Origin of the sequence: Cognatazoarcus halotolerans, assembly GCF_009800965.1 — a bacterium.
Lineage (GTDB): Bacteria > Pseudomonadota > Gammaproteobacteria > Burkholderiales > Rhodocyclaceae > Cognatazoarcus > Cognatazoarcus halotolerans.
In genome coordinates, this window is record NZ_WUAF01000003.1 from 1 (window position 1) to 21,025 (window position 21,025).

A 21,025-nucleotide genomic window follows, 5' to 3' on the forward strand; every position below is an offset into this window, starting at 1 on the left:
TAACCTTGTTTGCGAAGCACGAACGCCTGCCGACGGATGTGCTCGAGGGCTTCGGGCGGTAGCTTTCTGGCGTCGATTTTCTCCATGCCAGAATTATATCAATATCTATTTGATTGCCGGGTTAATATCTACAGAACGTGCTGGCCGACGAGCCCTCGCTGTTCTTCATGCTGTGCCCTGACGAGGCCGCGCAAGCCGCCGGTGAGGACGGTCCGCCGCTGGTTTCCGCGGTGAGCGCAAGCTTCCAGGAAGCGGCCCGCTGGCTGGACGGCGGTGCGACGGTCGAACGGCTGCCGCTGCCTGCCGGCTGGAAAGAGGCGATTGAGCGCTATGGCCGTGCCAATCTCAAGCCACCGGAAGAAAAACGCCCCAAGCGGCGCTATGCAGCGAGCGGAGACCGGAATGAGCGCCCGGGACACTGAGCGCGGCGCCGCGGACGAGTTGCCTGCGGAAGAAGGCGGCTTCCTGTCCCGCTGGTCGCGCCGCAAGAAGGCTGCAGCCGCCGGCACCCCGTTGCCAGAGCCGCTCACGGCTCCACCACCGCCACAGGCAGCCGAGCCGCCCGACGCGGTGGCGGAGCCGTTGCCGGATCCGGCGCTGCTGACCTTCGACGATGACTTCACTCCCTTCCTCAAGGCCCGGGTGGCGCCCGAACTCAAAAAGGCGGCGATGAAGAAGCTGTTCGCCGAGCCGGGCTTCAACGAGATCGACGGGCTCGATGTCTATCTCGACGACTTCAATCTTGTTCCCGATCTGCCGGCTGCGGATCTGGCCACCCTGAGACATGCCAGGGAGGTGCTGTGGCCGGTCGGCGAGGCCGGCGCCGAGGAGGCCGAAGCGGTCCCGAGTACGACGCCGAGCATGATGCCGGAAGCGGATCAGGCAAGCTGCCCGCAGGAAAGCGAGTGTGCTGTTGGCGCCACATCCGGGCAGCCGCAGGCGGATGAGGAGATCGAGAACGGCGCGACGGGGCGCGATCGCGAGCGCGGACCGCGAGCGGTTTGAGACGCTTCAGCGTCCGGCCGCGGCCAGCTGGCGCGCGAGTCCGGCAACCTGGGGGTCCCGGTCGGACCGTGCCTGGGCGATGAGGCCACGCGCGAAATCATCACTGTACATGCCCAGCGCGCGCAGTGCGGCGGCCCGGATGCGTGGATCCTGGTCACCGAGGGCGAGCTGGCCGAGCAGCTGCATCGCTTCGCTGGAGCGTTGCAGGCCGAGCGCTTGCACCACCTGTTCGCGCACGTCGAAACTGCCCGAATCGATTGCCGAGGTGAGTGCGTCGATCGAGCTGCCTGGTCCCACCGCGGCCTTGCCGGCGGCAACCGGGGCGACATGTGCGTTGGCGCGGGGTGGTGGCGGTGCTGCATCGAGCGCTGCCATTGCAGCCCCATCCTGGGGTGCGGCGCGGCAGCTTCCGGATACATGGATGAAAAGTTCGGCGCGGGTCGGGGAGTTGACCATCGCCCAATTGCAGTTGCCAAGCACCGCGGCCAGCGCAGCGTCGAAACGCATTGCGCTCAGCCACCAGGCCCGCGGCGTCGGATCGAGCTTGCCCGCGACGCTCACTCTCAGGCCTGCGGCCGTGGCGATTCCCCGCAGCGCCTCCTCCTGGCTTGCCTCGCCGCGATAGGTGAATCGGCCTTGCGGATCGCGCAGCGCCTCCGCGGCGAAGGTCGGTGAGGCGAGCCCGAGCCAGCAGGCCGCGGCGAGGACTACCCGGCGGCGCTCAATGTGCGCGGTTTTCGGTGCGCTGCGCCACATGTTCGCTGACCTTGCGATCGAGTTCCGGACGCCAGGATGCCGGCATGATCGCCAGTATTTCGTCCATCAGTTTCCCGGCATCGTCACTGACCGGCCACTCTGCTCCGCGTTGCTTCAGTGCGGCCAGCCACATATAGGATTTGGCGAGGCGCTCGGCCGAGGGCCGGCCACCGTCCGCTGTCCTGCCGGCGCCGAAATACAGTTTCGCCAGGGGTAGGTAGGCGGGCAGGTAGCCCGACGACGCGGCATGTTCGATCCACCACGCCGCGGTATCCAGGGTTTCGGCGCTGGCATCCTTGTCCGTTGCCAGCAGCGTGCCGAGCTCGAGTTGGGCCGCCGGATCGTCACGTTGCGCCGCACGGGTGAGCCATGCGATCGCGCCTGCGCGGTCGGGCGGGCTACGCCGCATCAGCAGGCCGGCGAGCGTGCTATGCGCGGAGAGATCGCCTGACTCCGCTGCCTGCGTGCATAGCGCCAGGCCTCGTGCTTGCGATTCGGGTACGCCGTGTCCGTCGAAGACAAGGGCGCCGAGCGGGCACAGTGCCGCCGCGTAGCCTTGGTCGACGGCGCGCTGGTACCACTGCGCCGCCTCGGCTGGCCGGGCTTCGCCGCCGGTGCCATCGCGCAGGCAGTCGCCATAGAAGTGTTGCGCGGCAGGCAGATTGACCGCCGCGGCGCGGCCGAACCATTTGCAGGCACCAACCTCGTCCCGCGCTCGTCCCCAGCCCATGCGGTGAAACAGGCCGAGCGTGAAGTCCGCAAGGCCGTTGCCATCGCGCGAGGCCGCGAGATAGCGCGCATAGGCCAACGTGTAGTCGCCCGCCGCGAGTGCGGTCTGCGCATCCTCGAGTCCGCGGGTGAGGTCGCGCACGCGCTCGGTGGTGGTGCCCTGCGCCATTGCCGGCAGGGCCGCAAAGGCCATCGCGAGAAGAAAAACGGCCCGCCTGGCGAGCGGGCCGCATGCAGCAGAAACGCTCACTGCGTCAGTTCCGCGAAGGGAAGATGCCTTGAAGCGCGATGATGTAGTTGATCGCAATGTAGGGCGGACGGTTCTCGTGCGCCTGGCTGCCACCGGCCGCCGCGACAGCGGTGGTTGCCGTGGCGGTCAGTGCCCCGGCGGCCATCGTCACGTTCGGAGCCTGGTTCGAGTACTGCGCGCCACGCGGCTTGCTGGCCCACACGTTGCCGGTCGGAGCATCCTGGTTGCCGCTGGCGCTCTGGCCGTTGGCGGTAACGCTTACCGTGGTGCTGGCCGAGTGGCTGTGGTTGGGCATCTCGTTCAGTGTCAGCGCAACCTGCTCCTGGCCGCCGCGCTGGCCGAGCTGGTAACTGGACAGACCGGCGCCTTGCCGCGGGCCGACGACGACGCGGCCGCGGGTGTCCGGCAACGCAAAGGTGGTGCGGCCGTCGCCACCGTATGTGGTGCCGAGGAGCGAGAACAGCGCAGTGTTGGTCGAGATTGCGAGCAGCTGGCCATCGGTGAAGGCGAAGCCACGCGGCGCGAAGTTGCCGGCGAACAGGCACATGCTGCCGAGCATCGGCTCGGTGCCACTGCAGGCATGCGCACTGGGTGCGAGCATTGCACCGGAAGCCAGTGCCAGCGCAAGCGCGGAGCGGGCCGCGGCGGAGCGAATCTTGAGGGTCATGCGGTGGTACCTCCTTTGAGGGAAGGGGTGCGGGCGGCGCTGCAGCCACCCGCATGAGAGCCAATCAGAGGCGGGCGTTCCTGCGCTGCCAGCCGAGAAGGCCGAGGCCAAGCATCACGAGCAGCGCAGCCGCGGGTTCGGGGACAGTGCCACCACCGCCGCCGTTCGGCGTCTCGACATCAACGCTCTCGAGGGTAATGGACGAACGCAGTGATGAAGCAAAGGAGGCGTCTTCGTTCTGTTCGCCAATCTGCCCCTCAAGCAGGACCTCGCCCCAGAAATCAAGCATTTGCCCCGGGTTCAGGACGAAGGTAAGAAGCTCGTCAAGGGAGTCGGAGAGCTCGGCGCCTGACGTTCCGACAGGATTTCCATTCACCATGTCACGGAATCCAAGGGGAGGTGAGTCGATAACGGTGTCACTTTCGAGCGCCGAGAACAGAAGCTCATTCGGGCAATCGGGGCGGGCCGCATCGCAGAGTCGGAAGTTCGACCAGGCGAATGCGTCGGGACCGTCCGCGTCGGCGGCGTTACCGACCACTACCCGTAACTTGACCGTGTAGACGTCGGTAGCTGAGTTGTTTGTGAGCTTCAGGAGGTGATCGGCGGCGCTGAGTGCCCGACTCGTCGCATTGACAGTTGCGCCCATCGACAGATTGATTGCCGTTCCGTCACCGGTATGGGTCAATTGACCACCGATGGAAGGGCTTGGTGACGCGGCGCCACTGGCGATGGTCGATGATGATGCCGTACCGCCAACCGTGACGCTCATGTCGCCGCTCTGGGTTGTCCCGAACACCAAGGCGGATGCCGCTTCATCGAATTCGACAGTGGCATTGATCACCAGGTCCGTTGGTACAGGCATCGCCTGTGCAGCCGACCCGCCGAACAGTGCGGCGGCGGCGATGGCCAATGGTGCCGCAATCCGACGTGCCCTGCGCGCCGGTGCTCCCCACTCGAAAGCTGCTTTCATGAAATCCCCCTGTAGATTTCGACGCGGCCACCGCGGTGCCCGCAACGGATTGATTCGCAAACCGGACCCTCGGACGGCGGACAGGAAAGCGGCTTGGCTGCCCACAAAGCAAGGAGCTTGCCGATTGCGCCAAGCGGCTGTTTTTGCAATGTTTCACGAATTCCAGGGGATTGAGAATCAGTTGCGTGTAAAAATTTCCGACAAGTATATCGAACGACATAGAAGTGCGGCGTATCGGACGATTCGCCGGCGCTGCACCCGATTGGCGTATGCTTGCGCCGGACCGAACCCGGCAATTGCCGCCTCTCCGGCGGCCCAATTCTGAGGAGCAAGCGCAATGGCGATGGATGTCGTCGACTACGAGATTTTCGGCACCGACATGCAGTATGTGGAAGTGGAGCTGGACCCCGGCGAGGCTGCCGTCGGCGAAGCCGGGGCGATGATGTACATGCAGGACGGCATCGAGATGGACACCATCTTCGGTGACGGCTCCAGCCAGCAGGGCGGTCTGTTCGGCAAGCTTCTGGGGGCGGGCAAGCGGCTGGTGACCGGCGAGTCCCTGTTCACCACGGTGTTCCACAACGAAGGGCAGGGCAAGAAACGGGTGGCGTTTGCCGCGCCCTACCCCGGACGCATCATTCCGATGGACCTGAGCAGGCTTGGCGGCACGCTGATCTGCCAGAAGGACGCCTTCCTGTGCGCAGCGAAGGGCGTGGCGCTGGGCATTGCCTTCCAGCGCAAGATGGGTGCAGGATTCTTCGGCGGTGAAGGTTTCATCATGCAGAAGCTCGATGGCGACGGCATGGCCTTCGTGCATGCCGGTGGAACGCTGGTCGAGCGTCAGCTTGCCGCGGGCGAGGTGCTGCGGGTCGACACCGGCTGCGTGGTGGCCTTCACGCCCAACGTGGATTTCGACATCCTGTACGTCGGCAAGCTCAAGTCGGCGCTGTTTTCGGGCGAGGGCCTGTTCTTCGCGACGCTGCGCGGCCCGGGCCACGTGTGGCTGCAGTCGCTGCCGCTATCCCGGCTGGCCAACCGGATCGTCATGTCGGCACCTGTGGCGGGGGGCTCGAGCCGTGGCGAGGGCTCCCTGCTGGGCGGGCTCGGCGGCCTGCTCGACGGCGACAACAACTGACGACTGCCCCGGCGACAAGCCGGGGCAGTCGTTGCTGTCACAGTGCGTCGGCAATGTTGAGCGGATTGGCGGTGGTGACCACCCGTTCGTTCGGCAGTACGTCATTGGTGACCACCTGCGGACAGCGCAGGCAGGCGCTGGTGCCTTCCTGGTTCCACCACACGCAATCGCGGCGGATGGCACAGGGTGGCGGTCGGCTCACCACCACCGGCGCGAGACGCACGGTTCGGATCGCCAGCCGGCACTTGCGACGCGGTTCGTCCCAGTGCATGCAGGCGGTGCTCTGTGCGCAGGGTCCGCTGATGCGGAACACTTCCGCCGGGTCGAGCGGTGCGGTCATGGCGCGCAGCTCCGGGGTCACCGGAACCGCGCGATCCAGGTAACGTACTTCTGGCTTGTCGACGCTGCCGCCGACCACGGCAAACGCCTGCGCGCCCGGCTCGGTCGATTGCACGCTGGGGCATTGCGGAATCTTCGTGGTCATGGCGGCGATCCTCGGTCAGAAGCCCTGCATGCCGGTCATGATTCCCGGTCCCCACTTGCCGTTGATGATCACCGGCTCCTTGCCCCCGATGATGAGGCCGCCGATCTGGATGCGCGGCACCACGGTGCCGCACCAGTCGTCGTCGAGGGCGACGAGGCTGAGCCCGCCGCCGCTTACCGCAGCCGCTTGGTCGGCGTCGAGTTCACTCATCGCCTGGCGTGCGGCGCTGGCGCGCTGCAGGCCTTCGGCCGCCAGGCTGGCGATGTCGTTTGCCGATACGCGTTCGGCACGGGGAAGTTGCTTGGTAGTCATGGCAGTCACTCCTGATCGGGTTGTCGGATTCCGCCCGGCCGGTATCGCGGGAGGCGACCCTGCGGGAACGTGGGATCCAGACTAGAGGCCCGACACTTTCGTGGCTGTGGTCCGATACCGGCCGGAGTGTGAACTGCGGCGCAACCGGCGAACGAGACATTTCATGGACCCGGCGCGCCGCGCATTATCACAGCCGTCCGTCGATGACGTGCCGCCACCTGCTCTCACCGGGCTGCTCCGGGGAGGGACAAGCGTTTCGCGGATTGCGGGATGACGGGGACCGGCTCACCGCCTGCGACCGGTCTATCGATACATTGCCTGGGGCGGTAGCTCCACCGTGCAGCGGTAGCTGAGTTCGGCAACGCCTTCGCCGCGCGGTTGGCCGAAAGTTATCCATCCGCTGTCGGAGAGCACGAGTTCTTCGCGATGCAAACTGACGGTACGGCCTTCGCTGCCAGTCACGAAAGTGCCGTTGCTGCTGCAATCGATCAGCGCGAACTTCCCGGCACGCTCCTCGATGTAGCAGTGGCGTCGCGACGACAGTTCGTCCCTGAGCACGACGTCGGAAGCCGGGTCGCGGCCGATCGACAGGCTGGGCGTGGCATGGCCGAGAATCCAGTTGCGGTCGCCGAAGGCGAGATGCAGTTCGTGGGTGGCGAGGGTGAGGTCGAAGCCTTCGAATACCGCGGTCACCTTGCCGAGGTCGTCGCAGACCAGCTCCCACAACTCGAATGGCCGATTGATGCCCTTGAGCGGCCTGGGCGGCAATTGGCGCAGCATGCGCTGCTTGCCCCGGGACAGGCGGGCGGCGGTCTCGCTGGTGGTGAGTGCCCTGCCGGGCGAGGCAAGTTCGCACAGCCGTGCGGCGATGTTGACCGTCTCGCCGAACACATCCGCCTCGCTTTCGAGCACCGGGCCGAAGTGGAAGCCGATGCGGATGTCGATCGGGCTCTCGCCGCTCGAGGGCAGCTCGCCGATCTCGAAAGTCATGGCGATGGTGGTGTCGATGACCGGGCCCGCGTCGGCAAAGACCGCCAGCAGTCCATCACCGGTCAGCTTGACCACCCGGCCGCCATTGTTCGCGACCACCTTCTGCATGGCTTTCAGACAGCGGTCGACGCGGGCGAATGCTTCGCGATTGCCGAGACGCTCATACAGTTGCGTGCTGCCCGCCAGGTCGGCGAACAGGATGACGCATTCGACAGCACGGGAAGACGCGGGTAGGTTCATCTGGTCTGTATCTCGAACATGCGGAAAAGCCGCCATGCGCGAGGAAAAAATGCACGTTTTCAGATAGTTTGCCACAGCCTGAGCAGCTTGGAAGTCCCCCACTCGAGCGGGCCGGGTCCTTTCCCGCCGTGTGCCGGGGCGCAGAGCGTACGCGAACAGGGCCCGGAAAACGACGTTGGCATGTTCCGTCGAAAGCGCGGCGCGATGGTGCCGGACGAGCGGTTATCATCGGAGGGCCGAAATTGCATGATCCCTGCACCGACGATGAATCCATCCGCCCTGCTCGCCGACGATCAGACCCTGCTGCGCATCGGCGCCTCGATCCTGCTGACGATCCTGGTGCTCGCAGCGCGCCATGCCACCAGTCGCGCGATCCGCCGCCGTGCCGACATTCTCGACGGGCAACAGCGCCGCCAGCTCTTCTATGCGCGCAGCGGCTTCAACCTGCTGCTGTTCTTTTCGCTGCTCATGCTGTGGTTCGGCCAGGTACAGGATCTGCTGCTGTCGCTTACCGCCGTGATCGTCGCGGTGGTACTGGCCACCAAGGAGCTCATCATGTGCGTCAGCGGTTTCGCGTTGCGTACCGGTGCGAGCAGCTTTTCGGTGGGGGACTGGATCGAGGTCAACGGGATGCGGGGCGAGGTCGTCGAATACGATCTGCTGTCCACCACCGTGCTCGAACTCAATCCGCCGCGCCTTGGCCACAGCTACACCGGCAACAAGCTGGTACTGCCGAACAGCCTGTTTCTGACGCACCCGGTGCGAAACGAAAAGCTGCCGGGCGGCTATGTCTTCCACCCCTTCGAGATCGTTGTCGAGGGGCAGATCGATGCCCGCAGGGCGTGGCGCTGGCTCAAGGACGAGTGCGAACGGCTCGGCGCAGACTTTGCGGCCGAAGCGCAGCGTTACGGCAGGCTCATAGACAAGAAGCTGGGCGTGGACGTGCCCGGGCCGGAGGCTTCGGTGCGCATCCGCACCACGGACCAGGGCAAGCTCGCCTTCGATCTCACCCTGTTCTGCCCGGCAAGACGCGCCGACGAGCTCGAGACCGCGCTCACCGCCGGCCTGCTCGCGGAGATCGGCGCCGGACGGTTCGATCGCGCCGCCTGAAGCCGGATCAACTGCGCTGCTGGCGAAGGTCGCTGGGCGCGCCGCCTTCAAGGCGTGACCAGACCCGCCGCAGGTCGCGTGCGGAGCCGAACCCGCACAGCTCCGCGACCCGCTCGACCGCCATGCCGGTATCGAGCAGCAGGCGGCGGGCCTGGGACAGGCGCAGGCGCTGCTGGTATTCGACCACACCGATGCCGGCGTGGCAGGCGAACAAGCGCGCGAGGTGCCGGGCGCTGACGTGGGCCACATCGGCCAGCGCCTCGAGCGACCAGCGACGGTTGGGTTCGCGGGCGATCGCGTCCTGTGCACGATGAACCGCCGGATGCAGGTGATTGCGCCAGGCCAGCCACGGTGAGAGCTGTGGGTCGTGCCCGCTGCGACGCATGAACACCACCTGCCTTCGCGCCACTGCGGCCGCAAGCTCTGGTCCGCAGTGACGCTCGATCAGGTAGAGCGCCAGGTCGATGCCGGTGGTGATGCCCGCGCTGGTGAGCACCGGGCCGTCCTCGACGAAGATCCGGTCTTCGAGGACCCGGGCTTCCGGGGCGAGCCTGCGCAGGTCATCGATCAGGTTGTGATGGGTGGTGCACTGCCGCCCGCTCAGCAGGCCCGCCCGCGCCAGCAGCAGGGCCGCGGAGCAGACGCTCGCGAAGCGCGTATCCGGCCGGGCGGTGCGGCGTAGCCAGTCGATTACTGCCTGCGCTTCGGGGCGTGCGTAGTCCTCGCTTTCGCGGGCGTTGCCGGCGACGATCACCAGACTGTCCGGCGGCAGCGCCTCGGGCAGGGGGGCCAGACCGTCGAGACTCAGGCCCATCGAGGTTGGCAGCGGCGACACCGGTGCGCAGTTGACCAGACCGAGATCGCCACCCATCTCGGCCGCCATGCGCAAGGCTTCGGCCGGGCCTGCGTAATCGAGCAGCAGGACGTTGGGCGTCAGCACGAAGAACACCGAGAGGCTCATGCCGTACCCCGCAGTCTCGCCATCAGCCGGGTGCCGAAGAGGTTCACCGCCAGCCCGGCCATGAGCAGCGCGCCACCGGCAAGATGCACCGTCTGGAGACGCTCGCCATAGACCAGCCAGCCGGTGCTCAGACCGACCAGCGGTACCAGCAGCGCAAAGGGCGCCACCTGGTTGGCCGGATAGCGCGCCAGCAGCCGGCTCCACAAGCCGTAGCCGAGCAGGGTGGCGATCCAGGCGAGATAGAGCACGGCTCCGGCCGATCGCCAGCTGAAGCCGGTCAGCGCGACGAAGATCGCCTGCGGCCCCTCGATCAGCCAGGAGAGCAGCAGGAAGGGAATCGGCGGCACCAGGCTGGCCCACACAACGAAGGACTGCATGTCCACCGGTCCGTGGCGGCTCACCTCGCGGGTGACGATATTGCCCGCGGCCCACAGCGAGGCACCCGTGAGGGTCAGGAGGAAGCCCGCCAGCGGCATGGCGAGGCCGTGCGCCGAGCCGATCAGGGCCAGACCGCCCGCCGCCAGCAGCAGCCCGATCAACTGGCTCGGTCGCGAGGCCTCCTTGAGCCATAGCGCCGCGAAGATCATCGTGAAGAAGGCCTGCGACTGCAGCACCAGGGAGGCGAGGCCCGAAGGCATGCCGACGTGGATCGCGGTGAACAGGAAGGCGAACTGGCCGACCGAGATCGTCATGCCGTAGGCAAGGTAGAGGCGGATCGGAACGTTCGGCCGCTTGAACAGGAAGACGGCGGGGATCGCCGCCGCGGCGAAGCGCAGCGCACCGAGGAGCAGCGGCGGTACTTCGGTGACCCCCGCCTTGATGACGACGAAGTTCACCCCCCAGATCACCACCACGAGCAGGGCCAGCAGCACATCGGCCGGCTTCATGCCGGCCCCGCCCTGTCGGGCGCGCGCATCGCCGCAGTGATGGTCCTAGCTGTCATCAGGTCGCTCCGGTGTCCGCATCGCGCCATTGGAAGTCCATCTGCCGTGCGGTGGCAATGGACAGTTCGCGTCCGGCAAGCCGGGCCACGAGATGCAGGCTCATGTCGATACCTGCGGAAATGCCCGCAGAGGTGATGACCGCCCCGTTGTCGATCCAGCGGCCCGTGTCCTTCACCGTCAGGGCTGGAAACAGCGTGGCGAGTTCGGCGATGTCCTCCCAGTGCGTGGTCACCTCCTGCCCATCCAGCACGCCCGCGCCGGCGAGCAGGAACGCGCCGGTGCACACCGAGGCGAGCACCTCGACCCGCAATGCCTGTCGCGCAAGCCATCGACGCAGGTCGTCGCGCGTACGTTCCGGCGCATCGACGCCACCCGGCACGATCAGGACGTCGAGCGGTGGATGGTCCTCGAGGGTATGCATCGGCAAGACCTGCAGGCCGGCCCGGGCGCTCACCGCGCTCATCCCGCGGGCAATGGTCACGACCCTGAAAGGCGCCGTCACGCCGGGCGCATGCCGTTGGGTGACCCTGGACGCCGTCGAGAAGACTTCGAACGGTCCGGCAAAATCCAGTACCTCGACGCCGTCGTAGAGATAGATGCCTACCGTGCGGATTGCCTCAGTCATGAGCGCCACCTCTCGGGTCACATGGCAGCGCCGCAGGCGCGATCGTTCGGCTGGCTCTGGTCGGGGACATTCTCGTACCTCGCTATCAACGGATGATCTTCATGTTAGCGCCCGTGAAATCTGCACGGAACGCCATTAGAGGACATGCATGGGACGAATCCGGTCATCACGCGCAGGCGCGGCCGGGGCCGCTCCGTGACACGCCGCGTGAGCGAATCGATGAGCGCCCGCGCGTCGCTGCTATAGCCGATCCCCGTCGTTGTTGACCTGGATCAGAAGAGCGTCGATTTCTGCAGCCGAGCGTGAGATTGTTACTAGACTTGGATCGAACGCGGGCGTGTCGCGGCAAAGTTGCTTGACATGTTTCGATGAATCGCAATGAAAAAACAGGAGACCATCATGAGCATCCTTGACTCGCCCATCGGCCGGTGTACAGAAGTGAGGGAAATGGTCCTGCTGGACGAAACCCAGGCCCAATGCGCGGCGGAACACGGTTGTCCGCCGGGTACCGAATGCCCGCTGGATGGCTGTTTTGCCAGCGTCAGCGGTATTGCGGACGAACATCTCGAAGCGATTTCCAGGTTGCGGCACAGCTGAAACGCCCTCACCGGCAGTCGGCGCTTCGGCGCTAGAATGGCGCGAATTCAGGACTGACCGCAATCATGAAAAAACGCCATTCAAGTGCCGAGGCCAAGCGACCGGCAATGCCCGTAGCGGCCGACAGCGGTGCCCTGCCGTGGCTCGAGGTCACGCCGTTCTTTCTCGTCATCGCGGCGCTTGCGAGTTTTGCCGGTTTCATCGTGCTGACGCGTGTCTTCAACATGGGCGAGACGCGGCTTGTCATCAGCGTGCTGCTCGGCGTGTTCGTCGCCAGCCGCTGGCTCGCGCAGCCCTACACCCGTGCCCGTCCGCTGATGAGCGGTGCGGTGTGGGTGGGTTCGCAGCTCGTGCTGGTGACGCTCCTGTACTTCACCCTGCCGTAGGATCGGCACCGTGTGCCGCCATGGTGCGTCAGTCGAGCGTGGCGTCGAAGAACGCCACCGAATCGGCGCCGCGCCCCTTGATGCGGTACATCGCCTGGTCGGCGTGCTTTGACAATTCGGTGATGTCCGCGCCGTCCTCGGGGTAGAACGCAATCCCGATGCTGATCGAAAAGCTGATCGTGTGCCCATCGACGAGGAAGGGTTCGTTCACCAGGGAACGAATCTTGTTGGCAACGACGAGGGCGTCCTCGTTGTCGTGAATGTCGCGCAGAAGCACCATGAACTCGTCCCCGCCGACGCGTGCTGCGGTGTCCGATTCGCGAATGCCGCTGCGGATCCGGTCGGCAAAGGCGCCGAGCAGCGCATCGCCGATCGCGTGACCGAAGCGGTCGTTGATCGGCTTGAACTTGTCCAGGTCCATGAACATCAATGCCAGCCGCGTCCCGTCGCGGCGTGCGGCGGCGAGGGCCTGCGCCACGCGGTCGGCGAACAGGGCCCGATTCGCCAGGCCAGTCAGGGTATCGTGCTGCGACAGATGTTCGAGTTCGCTGCGGCTGCGCTGCAGTTCGGCCAGCTGCTGGCCGATCTGTTCTCTCAACTGGTTGAAGCTGCGTGCCAGCGCACCGATTTCGTCGCGTCGCTCCAGTGGCAGCCCGGGCCCGCCGCGCTGTTCCGAGAAGCCCTTCACTGCGGCGCTCATGGCGTTGATCGGATGCGTCACCGCGCGCGCGACCATGACCGCCGCCACCGCACAGGCGAGGCACAGGCCCAGCACGATCTTGAGCATGGCCGAGCCGAGCCGGTCGGCCTGTGCGACGATCGCTTCGAGCGGTTGAGCGAGACCCAGTATCAGGCTGGTGTCGCCCGATGCATTCGTCGCCTTCTTGCAGACGAAGGCGGCCACCAGCGGGGTTTGTGAATCGCCCGGCTCGTGTGTTTCGATCAGGATCTGGTCGACCCTGCCGTCGATCAGCGCCTCGGTACCGGCGAAACTGTCCTGCAGCCGGACGCGCCGCCCTCGATCGAAGCCGAAGGTCTGCGTGCTGTCCGGATGAATCAGGAAGTCGCCACGGGCGTTGGTGAGGAACAGCCGGTAATCCTGCGGCAGGTCTGCCGCCAGCAGGGCGAACATTCCGTTGAGATCGACATCGATCACTGCCACACCGAGTGAGTGGCCCTGAGCGTCGAAGACCGGCCTCGCCAGCTGCAGCGAGGGTTGTCCCACGGCGGAATGGGCGCCCTGCTCATGATTGATCACGATGCGGGACACGTAGGTTTCACCGGGTGGTAGCGCAAGGGTATCGAAGACGTAGGCGTAATGTCCCTTTTCCTGGAGATCCTCTCCCCGCACGCGAACCAGCCTGGCGCCGTCGCGGTCGATGCGGACCCGCTCCTTGCCGTTGTCGCTGGCCGAGATCAGGCGGATCTGGAAGTAACCGGGATTGACCGACATCAGCACGCGGGCGACGGTCGCCAGCGTCTCGACCGGTTCGTCGCCCCCACCTTGGAGGATCGCCAGCGCGGCAGGATGCTCGGCGAGAATGCGGACGTCGCGCGAAATCTGTTCGCGCGCGAGGACGATGCGCCGCGACAGCACCTGCGTCGAGGTCAGCAACTCGTTCTTGGCCGAGTCGATGAGCAGCGAGCGACTCGCATCGTAAGCGTAGAAGCCGGTGAACCCGGCGGCGAGAATCCCGACCAACGCGAGCAGCAGGGCCAGCCGGCTGGCAATCCCGAACTTCACCGGGCCAGGACCTTGCCGGCACCGTCACCGGAAATGATGCGTGCCCACAGGCGCGTCCTGCGCTCGATGCTTTCCGGTGGCTCGAGCCAGACCAGCTTGGCGCCCTCGGGGCCGCGGGGGACCGGTGAGGTGGTATTGGCCAGCCCCTGCCGGTTGGTCAACACCTGGCCGGGCCCGGGTTCGAGCAGAAAGTCGATCCAGGCTTCGGCAAGCGCCTTGTCACGCACTCCGCGGGAGATCGCCCAGCAATCCAGCCAGGCGAGCGCGCCCTCGCGGGGGATGGCGTAGCCTACGTCCGCTCCTGCCGCCTCGAGCAGCTTCAGTTGCTGCGAGCCGTAGTTTGCCAGCATCACTGCGACCCGTTGCCGCCTGAAGAGCTCCACCGATTCCTCGGGCTGTGTATAGAAGGTCAGGACATTGCGCCTGAGGGCGATCAGGCGCTCGACCGCGTCGCGCCAGTCATGCTCCGCAAGGGCAAACGGGGTGGCGCGCCCCAGCGACTGCGCGGCCAGCGAAAAGTTGTGGTTCGCATCGTTGAAAGCAAGCACCTTGCCACGGAAACGAGGGTCCCACAGGGCATTGATCGATTCCGGCGGCGCGGCAAGCTGGTTGCGGTCGTAGATCAGGCCCATCTCCGCAAAGGTGTAGGGAATGGCAAAGACCTTGTCGTCATGTACCAGTCCCGGAATCGCCTCGAGCTTGCGAAAGCGCGGCTGCTGGGCGGCGCGGTTGGGTATCCGCTGCAGGTCTACCGGAACGACCAGCCCTTCCCGGATGTAGCGTTGCAGCTCCGCCGTGTTCACCGCGAAGACGTCGAAATCACCGCCGCTGTTCCTGCTCATCAGCTCCCACAGGGCGCTGTCCGAGGCGATCAGGGTGAGCTCCACCCTGCTTCCCGTGCGTTGCTCGAAGGCCTTGACCACATCGGCATCTGCGTAACCCGGCCATGCCAGAACGCGCAATGTCCCGGCGGCGGCCAACAGAGGAAAGGCCAGAGTCAGGGTCAGAAATATGCGAACTGCATTGCTGCGAAAGCTCTGCATGATGGGATCGGCGGGACCGGCGAAGCGATCGCGCCAGTCTATATCAGATCATTTGTCCGGTAAGGTCGGAGTTCGCATCGGCCACTGCCGGGTCGTTCGGCGCACTTGACGTCGCACCTCGAGCGGTTGCCTACTAGATGCATTGCCGCCGCAGTCTTAGGCGGCCCGTGCTTTCTATCGTTGCGGTGAACCCATGACCTCGATCAAGCTTGTTACGCCAATTCCCGGTCCCCGGAGCATAGACATGGTCGCGCGGCGCGATGCGGCGATCGCGCGCGGCGCGGCACGCCTCACGGCGGTTGCCATCGCCAGCGGCAAGGGGGCGACGGTGACCGATGTCGATGGCAACACTTTCATCGACTTCGCCGGTGGCATCGGTACCCTGGCGGTGGGCCATGCGCCGCAGGACGTGGTCGACGCGATCCGGCGACAGAGCGAGCAACTGCTCCACATGTGTTCGATTGTCGCCACCTACGAGCCCTACGTGGCGGTCTGCGAGCGGCTCAACCGGCTGGTCCCGGGAGATCATGCGAAGAAGACGGTATTGCTCAACAGCGGAGCCGAAGCCGTCGAAGCGGCGGTGAAGATCGCCCGCGCCCACACCGGCCGCCAGGCGCTGATCGTCTTCGAGGGCGCCTATCACGGCCGCACCAACCTCACCATGGGGATGACCAGCAAGTACGCGCTGTTCAAGAAGGGCTTCGGCCCCTATCCCTCGGAAATCTACCGCCTGCCCTTCCCAAACCTCTATCGCCGCCCCGCCGGCATGAGCGAGGATGCCTACCTGGACCATTGCATCGCCCAGTTCGATCATGCGCTGGTTGCCCAGGTCGCGCCGGAGGCGGTCGCCGCAGTGGTGGTCGAGACGGTGCAGGGCGAGGGCGGTTTCGTCCCCCTGCCACCGCGCTTCGCCGAGCATCTGCGCGCACGCTGCAGCGAACACGGCATGCTTTTCGTGGCTGACGAAGTGCAGGCAGGCATGAGCCGCACCGGACGGCTTTTTGCCATCGAACACTATGGCCTGGTGCCCGACATCGTGGTGTGCGGCAAATCGATTGCCGGTGGCATGCCGCTGGCCGCGGTGACCGGTCGCGCCGACATCATGGATGCGCCGCATCCGGGCGGCCTGGGCGGCACCTACAGCGGCAATCCGGTGGCCTGCGCGGCAGCCCTGGTTGCCCTCGACAGTCTCACCTCGCCCGCCTTCCTCGAACGTGCGAGCGCGATCGGCGAGTACGTCCGCGCTCATCTCGAGCGCCTGCAGGCCCGCTTTCCCGACCTCATCGGTGAGATGCGCGGACTGGGTCCGATGCTCGCGATCGAACTCGTCAAGGATCCGGTCAGCCGCGCGCCAGCGCCCGAACTGACCAACGCGATCAACGCCGAAACCCTCAAGCGCGGGTTGATCACCATTCGTGCCGGCCTGTACAGCAACTGCCTGCGCTTCCTGCCGCCGCTCACCATCAGCGACGAGCAGATCGACGAAGGCATGGCGGTGCTTGCCGAGGCCATTGCCGCCGCGCAGGCGGGACCGGCATGAGCGCCCCGCGGGTCGTGGCGCTGGCCGGATCGCCGCGTGAGATGGGACTGGCGCACGGGCAGGCCTTTCGCGAGCAGATCCGCCGCTATACCGAAGAGCGTGTGGCACTCGCCGGCAGTGCGCTGTGGACCGGCCACGCGATGCGCCGCGAGGCGGTGCTGGCGCTGGCCGAGGCGTGCATTCCCGCCCATGCCGCCTACTCGCCCGAGCTGACCGAAGAGATGGCCGGCATCGCCGAAGCCACCGGGCTGAGCCTGGCTGAGCTGGTGATCACCAATGGCTTCACCGATTTCATCGACCTGGTCTATGCGCGCGGCAGCGGCGAGATCGTCACCGAACGGGTCGAGGACGACTGCACTGCCTTCATCGTCCCGGACCGGCTCAGTGCCGACGGCAAGGGTTTCTTTGGCCAGACCTGGGACATGCATGCCAGCTCCGCGCCCTATGTGGTGCTGTTGCACGGCCGCCCCGCCGGTGGGCGCGCATTCATGGCCTTCAGCCTTACCGGCTGTGTCGGCATGATCGGCATGAACGATGCCGGTATCGCCATCGGCATCAACAATCTGCTCGGGGCGGGCGGGCAGATCGGCGTGACCTGGCCGCTGGTGGTGCGCAAGGCGCTGCAACAGACCGACATCGAAGCCGCGCTGGCCTGCATTACCGGGGCTCGACTGGTTGGTGCACACAATTTTCAGCTCTTCGACCGGCTCGGCAACGGTATCAACGTCGAAGCCATGCCGGCGCATTGCCATGTCACGCGCACCGCGTCGGCGGCGCTGGTGCACACCAATCACTGCCTCGATCCGCGCACGCTTGCATTGTGTCGTCCCCGTGCGGCAGATTCGCAGGCCTCCAGCGAGGCCAGGCTGGCGGCTGGCGAGCGAGGCCTGCGACGCGAAGGCGTGACTGCCGAGGCGCTGATGGCGCTGACCCGCGCCCCGGAGATCTGCGTGCGCGCCGAACCGCCGCTCGACATGGAGACGTGTGGCGCAGCGATCATGCAGCCTGCGATGGGACGCTTCTGGGCCGTTCAGGGCTTGCCGACCGAGAACGATTACGCCGCGTTCTCGATATGACGAAGTGACCCGCCGGCCGGCGGTGATCCGTCGGTATCGCATGGCGGTCCGCGTGAATCGTCCGGCGGCGGCAATGGAGAAATCGGTAACGGAGAAATTGCCTCGCCCGCAGCCCGAGTGCGCCGGAAGGCGCCCGGCCAATCGACGGTGGGCGCAGGCTGGAAGCGTTGCACGGCGATAGCCGCAACGATGAAAGGATCATCATGGACAAGAATCAGGATCGTGCCGCCTTCAAGGACGGCGACGAGTTGCCGCCCTCGTGGGTGGATGAAGCGGTGTCGGTGTGGCAGGCGACGGTCGAACTGACTCCGCTTTCGGTACGCAAGGCGGTGGGCGAGGTGGTTGCGGGACAGGCCGGAGAGATCGCGGATCTCTTCTACGCGCAGATGCTGGAGCACCCGAGGGCCCGTGCCTTCCTGTCGAGCGAAGCGGTCAACCAGCGCCTGCGCAAGATGATGCAGGGCTGGATCCTGCAGATCTTTGATTACCGGAGCAGCGGTCCGGCCGCGGTGGTTGCACGTCAGATCGAGGTGGGCAGCGTGCACGCGCGGATCAAGCTGCCGGTGGATGTCTTCGGGATCGGCACCCGCGTGATGCGGCACGAGATCCGCGCGCGCCTGGCGTCGATTTCCGCCACGCCCGAAGCACTGCTGGCGGCACATCTATACGTCGCCGATCTGCTGCACATGGCCGATTCGTTGATGATCGGTGCCTATGCCTTCAACGCCCAGCGCTCGATCCGCAGCGATGAAGCGTATCGCAGCGTGGCCCTCAAGATGGATGCGACACTGGAGCGCGAACGCCAGCGCGGCGCACTGGCGGAATGGGCGCATCAGTTGCTGTTCGCATTGCGACGTCCGGGTGGCAAGCGCGCGATACAGCCGTTGGCGGAATCCGAGTTCGGGATGTGGCTGAAGCACAAGGGGCGCGTGGCTTTCGAGGGCGATCCCGACCTTGTGGCGGTGTTCCAGTCGATGGAGGCGATCGACGGGGTGCTGGTACCGTAGCTGCGTATCTGCGATGACGTCGAGCAGACCGATCATCTCATCGCCGAACTGGAGACTCAGCTCGAATTCGTGCGTTTCCAGCTGTCGGACCTGTTTCAGCGCCAGCTCGGCAGCGATCGCGGGCGTGATGCCGCAACCCAGCTCTTCAACCGACGCTATCTGCCTTCCGTCCTGAATCGCGAGATGGACGCCCACCGGGCGGCGGGCGAATCCTTCGGCGTCATCCTGCTGAGGCTGGACGCGATGGAGAAGGCGCTCTACGCGCAGGGAATCGATTCGCAGGGCGCGGTGCTCCAGCAACTGGCGTTGATCGTCAATAACCTCGCCCGGGCGGGCGACCATGTCTTTCGTTATGGCCAGGAAACCCTCATGGTGCTGGCGGTCGAGCAGGGTATGGAAGGCACCCTGCGCTCCGCCGAGCTCCTTCGCCTGCGGGTGCGGGAGCACGCTTTCATCCTGGGTGGCGGAGCGGTGATCAAGCTCACCTTGTCGATCGGAGTTGCGGTGTTCGATGGCCATCCCGACTACCAGTACCTGCTTGGCCGGGCCGAGGCGGCGCTTGATGAAGCGCGTGCTGCAGGCGGCAACCAGGTCGTCACGGCGCCGACGGTCCGCCCGGAAAGCGATGGTGCGCTGCCGAAGGGGGTGTCCTGAAGCGGTCCGCCGTTCCTCGTCCCGGCAAGGGGGTGCGTTCCGGGTGTCCGGATCGCCACTCATTGGCCGCGCATTCCGGGATCATGACACCGTAGCGGGGGGGCGGTGCCCGTGCCCATCACCGGTCCAGCCTGGTGCATGGTGCCGGTCTGCGCACCGTGACATGGCAGTTCTCTGGTCGATCGCGCGAACAAATCGTTGATTTTGTTAGGCCTGCAGTGTCGGCATGGATGTTGCGATGCACAATCTGTCGCAACGCGATTGCCGATGATGCCACGAGGAGCTACCCATGCTGCCTAGCAGGAACGATACCGCCGGCCCGCGCGAGGAATCCGGCCTGCATAACGACTCGCTCGCACCAATCCCGAAGGCGGGCCGCACCTGGGGTTGGTTCGGGATTTTCAACATCTGGGCCAACGACATACAGAGTCTGTTCGGCTACTCGCTCGTCGCTTCGCTCTTCATCTCCTACGGCGTTACCGGGTGGACCGCATTTCTGGCGCTCATCGTGGCGGGCCTGGTGGTGATGGTCCTGGTCGATGTGTCGGGCAAACCCGGGGTCGACTACGGCATTCCCTATCCAGTACTGGCGCGCGCCAGCATGGGGGTAGCGGGGGCCAGGTTGCCCGCGGTCCTGCGGGCCAGCGTAGCCGTGTTCTGGTATGGCGCGCAGACCTACTTCGCCTCGACGGCGCTCGAGCTGCTGATCCTGACGCTGAGCGGCACGCATGGCGGCGAGACCTTCCTGGGCCTCAGCGCGGTCGGCTGGACCTCCTTCGTGCTGGTGTGGGCAATCCAGATCGCGATCTTCTCTCATGGCATGGACTGGGTCGGGACCTTCCTGAACGTGGCCGGACCTTTCGTCTACCTGGTCATGATCGGGCTTCTGATCGTGCTGTGGCAGCAGTCGGACGGACAGTTGTGGTCGGCCGCACAGACGATCTTTGCGCCGGAGAATCCCACTTTCGCGTCCGAGTTCAATGGCTTCGTGGCCATCGTCGGGACCATGGTTGCCTACTTCGCCGCCGTCATGATCAATTTCAGCGACTTTTCGCGCTATGCGAAGAGCAATCGCGCCATGGTGCTCGGCAACCTCGCCGGACTACCGGCGAACATGGTGCTGTTTTCCGCGCTTGCGCTGCTGATCACCGCGGGTGCGGCGGTCATCTACGGCGAGAAGATCACCAACCCGACCGAAATCGTGGAACGTGCCGACAGTGCATTACTGAGCGTGCTCGCTGCCGTAACCTTCTTCGCCGCGACCGTCGGCATCAACCTCGTCGCCAATTTCATCCCGGCGGTCAACGGCATCGCCAACATGGCGCCACGGGTACTCGACTTCAAACGCGCGGGCTGGATCACATCCCTGTTCGCCCTCGTCATCGGTGGCTTCTGGGTCAGTTTCATCAGTCAGGTCGGGATTGCCGGCTTCGTGAATACCCTCGGCGCGACGCTCGCCCCCCTCTACGGCATCATGGTCGTGGACTACTACCTGGTGAAGAAGCAGCGACTGATCGTTGCCGATCTCTACAGCAGCAGCGCGCAGGGTGCCTATGCCTACGACGGTGGCTGGAATCACCGCGCGCTGGTTGCCTTCGCGCTCGCGGCAGTGTTCTCCATCTCCGCGGTCTGGGTCGAATCGCTGAGTTTCCTGTCGGGCTACGCGTGGTTGATCGGTGCCCTTATCGGCGGCCTGATCTACCGCCTGTTGTCGCCGGCTCCGGGGGCGGTGCGTACGGCCGCGGCCAGCGCTTCCTGAGTCCTGTCAGGCTGAGCACCGGGCGTAGAGCCCGCGGCACG

Annotated in this window: 23 protein-coding genes; 11 read left to right on the plus strand and 12 right to left on the minus strand. The window is 65.7% G+C overall.

Annotated features, from left to right (window positions below):
- The first annotated feature begins 137 nt into the window (after positions 1-137).
- Together GQB03_RS04935 and GQB03_RS04940 are read left to right on the plus strand one after the other, a co-directional pair.
- Positions 138-422, plus strand: a complete 285-nt coding sequence (locus GQB03_RS04935; protein WP_200832111.1) for a DUF3305 domain-containing protein — start codon at positions 138-140, stop codon at positions 420-422.
- Positions 403-1,005 carry a DUF3306 domain-containing protein gene (locus tag GQB03_RS04940; RefSeq protein ID WP_159685347.1) on the plus strand — a complete coding sequence of 201 codons (603 nt, stop codon included), beginning with the start codon at positions 403-405 and terminating at the stop codon, positions 1,003-1,005. The genes GQB03_RS04935 and GQB03_RS04940 overlap by 20 nt, the downstream gene beginning before the upstream one ends.
- A gap of 6 nt (positions 1,006-1,011) precedes the next feature.
- On the opposite strand, the gene GQB03_RS04945 is transcribed toward GQB03_RS04940, so the two are convergent.
- The 4 genes from GQB03_RS04945 to GQB03_RS04960 form a co-directional block, all read right to left on the minus strand.
- On the minus strand, positions 1,012-1,761 hold the full coding sequence (locus tag GQB03_RS04945) for a HEAT repeat domain-containing protein (protein WP_159685352.1): 750 nt from the start codon (positions 1,759-1,761) through the stop codon (positions 1,012-1,014).
- Positions 1,727-2,740 (minus strand): tetratricopeptide repeat protein, encoded by a 1,014-nt coding sequence (locus GQB03_RS04950; RefSeq protein ID WP_159685357.1) that lies wholly within the window; start codon positions 2,738-2,740, stop codon positions 1,727-1,729. The genes GQB03_RS04945 and GQB03_RS04950 overlap by 35 nt, the downstream gene beginning before the upstream one ends.
- 4 nt (positions 2,741-2,744) lie before the next feature.
- Complete coding sequence (locus GQB03_RS04955) at positions 2,745-3,407, minus strand: phage tail protein (RefSeq protein ID WP_235026953.1); 663 nt, start codon at positions 3,405-3,407, stop codon at positions 2,745-2,747.
- Positions 3,408-3,471: 64 nt separating this feature from the next.
- On the minus strand, positions 3,472-4,317 hold the full coding sequence (locus GQB03_RS04960) for a PEP-CTERM sorting domain-containing protein (RefSeq protein ID WP_159685361.1): 846 nt from the start codon (positions 4,315-4,317) through the stop codon (positions 3,472-3,474).
- A 397-nt stretch (positions 4,318-4,714) separates the two neighbouring features.
- Here GQB03_RS04960 and GQB03_RS04965 point away from each other — a divergent pair, with 397 nt between their 5' ends.
- A complete protein-coding gene (locus GQB03_RS04965; RefSeq protein ID WP_159685366.1) occupies positions 4,715-5,512 on the plus strand; it encodes a TIGR00266 family protein in 798 nt (265 codons plus the stop codon).
- Positions 5,513-5,549: 37 nt separating this feature from the next.
- On the opposite strand, the gene GQB03_RS04970 is transcribed toward GQB03_RS04965, so the two are convergent.
- The 3 genes from GQB03_RS04970 to GQB03_RS04980 all read right to left on the minus strand — a co-directional run bounded on the left by GQB03_RS04970 (position 5,550) and on the right by GQB03_RS04980 (position 7,538).
- Entirely contained in the window at positions 5,550-5,996 is a 447-nt protein-coding gene (locus GQB03_RS04970; protein ID WP_159685370.1) for a nitrogen fixation protein, read from the minus strand.
- Between the two features lie 15 nt (positions 5,997-6,011).
- Complete coding sequence (locus GQB03_RS04975) at positions 6,012-6,308, minus strand: hypothetical protein (protein ID WP_159685374.1); 297 nt, start codon at positions 6,306-6,308, stop codon at positions 6,012-6,014.
- A 303-nt stretch (positions 6,309-6,611) separates the two neighbouring features.
- On the minus strand, positions 6,612-7,538 hold the full coding sequence (locus tag GQB03_RS04980) for an adenylate/guanylate cyclase domain-containing protein (RefSeq protein ID WP_159685379.1): 927 nt from the start codon (positions 7,536-7,538) through the stop codon (positions 6,612-6,614).
- 264 nt (positions 7,539-7,802) lie between these two features.
- On the opposite strand from GQB03_RS04980, the gene GQB03_RS04985 reads away from it, so the two are divergent.
- Positions 7,803-8,648: a mechanosensitive ion channel domain-containing protein gene (locus GQB03_RS04985; protein WP_159685383.1), complete on the plus strand. Its 846-nt coding sequence runs from the start codon at positions 7,803-7,805 to the stop codon at positions 8,646-8,648.
- 7 nt (positions 8,649-8,655) lie between these two features.
- On the opposite strand, the gene GQB03_RS04990 is transcribed toward GQB03_RS04985, so the two are convergent.
- From GQB03_RS04990 to GQB03_RS05000, 3 genes are read right to left on the minus strand one after another with little or no spacing between them, the layout of a single operon-like run.
- Complete coding sequence (locus tag GQB03_RS04990) at positions 8,656-9,609, minus strand: GlxA family transcriptional regulator (protein ID WP_159685386.1); 954 nt, start codon at positions 9,607-9,609, stop codon at positions 8,656-8,658.
- A complete protein-coding gene (locus GQB03_RS04995; RefSeq protein ID WP_159685391.1) occupies positions 9,606-10,496 on the minus strand; it encodes an EamA family transporter in 891 nt (296 codons plus the stop codon). The genes GQB03_RS04990 and GQB03_RS04995 overlap by 4 nt, the downstream gene beginning before the upstream one ends.
- 55 nt (positions 10,497-10,551) lie before the next feature.
- Positions 10,552-11,178, minus strand: a complete 627-nt coding sequence (locus tag GQB03_RS05000; protein ID WP_159685395.1) for a DJ-1/PfpI family protein — start codon at positions 11,176-11,178, stop codon at positions 10,552-10,554.
- Positions 11,179-11,577: 399 nt separating this feature from the next.
- Between GQB03_RS05000 and GQB03_RS05005 the strand changes: the two genes are divergently transcribed.
- On the plus strand, positions 11,578-11,775 hold the full coding sequence (locus GQB03_RS05005) for a hypothetical protein (RefSeq protein ID WP_159685398.1): 198 nt from the start codon (positions 11,578-11,580) through the stop codon (positions 11,773-11,775).
- A 65-nt stretch (positions 11,776-11,840) separates the two neighbouring features.
- Positions 11,841-12,161 carry a hypothetical protein gene (locus GQB03_RS05010; protein ID WP_159685403.1) on the plus strand — a complete coding sequence of 107 codons (321 nt, stop codon included), beginning with the start codon at positions 11,841-11,843 and terminating at the stop codon, positions 12,159-12,161.
- A gap of 28 nt (positions 12,162-12,189) precedes the next feature.
- On the opposite strand, the gene GQB03_RS05015 is transcribed toward GQB03_RS05010, so the two are convergent.
- Both GQB03_RS05015 and GQB03_RS05020 read right to left on the minus strand, forming a co-directional pair.
- Entirely contained in the window at positions 12,190-13,905 is a 1,716-nt protein-coding gene (locus GQB03_RS05015) for a diguanylate cyclase domain-containing protein (protein WP_159685408.1), read from the minus strand.
- Positions 13,902-14,948: an extracellular solute-binding protein gene (locus tag GQB03_RS05020; RefSeq protein ID WP_159685411.1), complete on the minus strand. Its 1,047-nt coding sequence runs from the start codon at positions 14,946-14,948 to the stop codon at positions 13,902-13,904. Before GQB03_RS05020 ends, GQB03_RS05015 begins: the two co-directional genes overlap by 4 nt.
- 244 nt (positions 14,949-15,192) lie before the next feature.
- Between GQB03_RS05020 and gabT the strand changes: the two genes are divergently transcribed.
- The 5 genes from gabT to GQB03_RS05045 all read left to right on the plus strand — a co-directional run bounded on the left by gabT (position 15,193) and on the right by GQB03_RS05045 (position 20,984).
- Positions 15,193-16,488 (plus strand): 4-aminobutyrate--2-oxoglutarate transaminase, encoded by a 1,296-nt coding sequence (gene gabT, locus GQB03_RS05025; RefSeq protein WP_200832112.1) that lies wholly within the window; start codon positions 15,193-15,195, stop codon positions 16,486-16,488.
- Positions 16,485-17,564, plus strand: a complete 1,080-nt coding sequence (locus GQB03_RS05030) for a C45 family autoproteolytic acyltransferase/hydolase (protein WP_159685420.1) — start codon at positions 16,485-16,487, stop codon at positions 17,562-17,564. The genes gabT and GQB03_RS05030 overlap by 4 nt, the downstream gene beginning before the upstream one ends.
- 203 nt (positions 17,565-17,767) lie before the next feature.
- Positions 17,768-18,571 (plus strand): protoglobin domain-containing protein, encoded by an 804-nt coding sequence (locus GQB03_RS05035; protein ID WP_159685424.1) that lies wholly within the window; start codon positions 17,768-17,770, stop codon positions 18,569-18,571.
- Positions 18,572-18,640: 69 nt separating this feature from the next.
- Positions 18,641-19,225, plus strand: coding sequence for a GGDEF domain-containing protein (locus tag GQB03_RS05040; protein ID WP_159685429.1), 585 nt, complete (start codon positions 18,641-18,643; stop codon positions 19,223-19,225).
- Between the two features lie 289 nt (positions 19,226-19,514).
- Complete coding sequence (locus tag GQB03_RS05045) at positions 19,515-20,984, plus strand: NCS1 family nucleobase:cation symporter-1 (RefSeq protein WP_159685434.1); 1,470 nt, start codon at positions 19,515-19,517, stop codon at positions 20,982-20,984.
- Positions 20,985-21,025 lie beyond the last annotated feature (41 nt).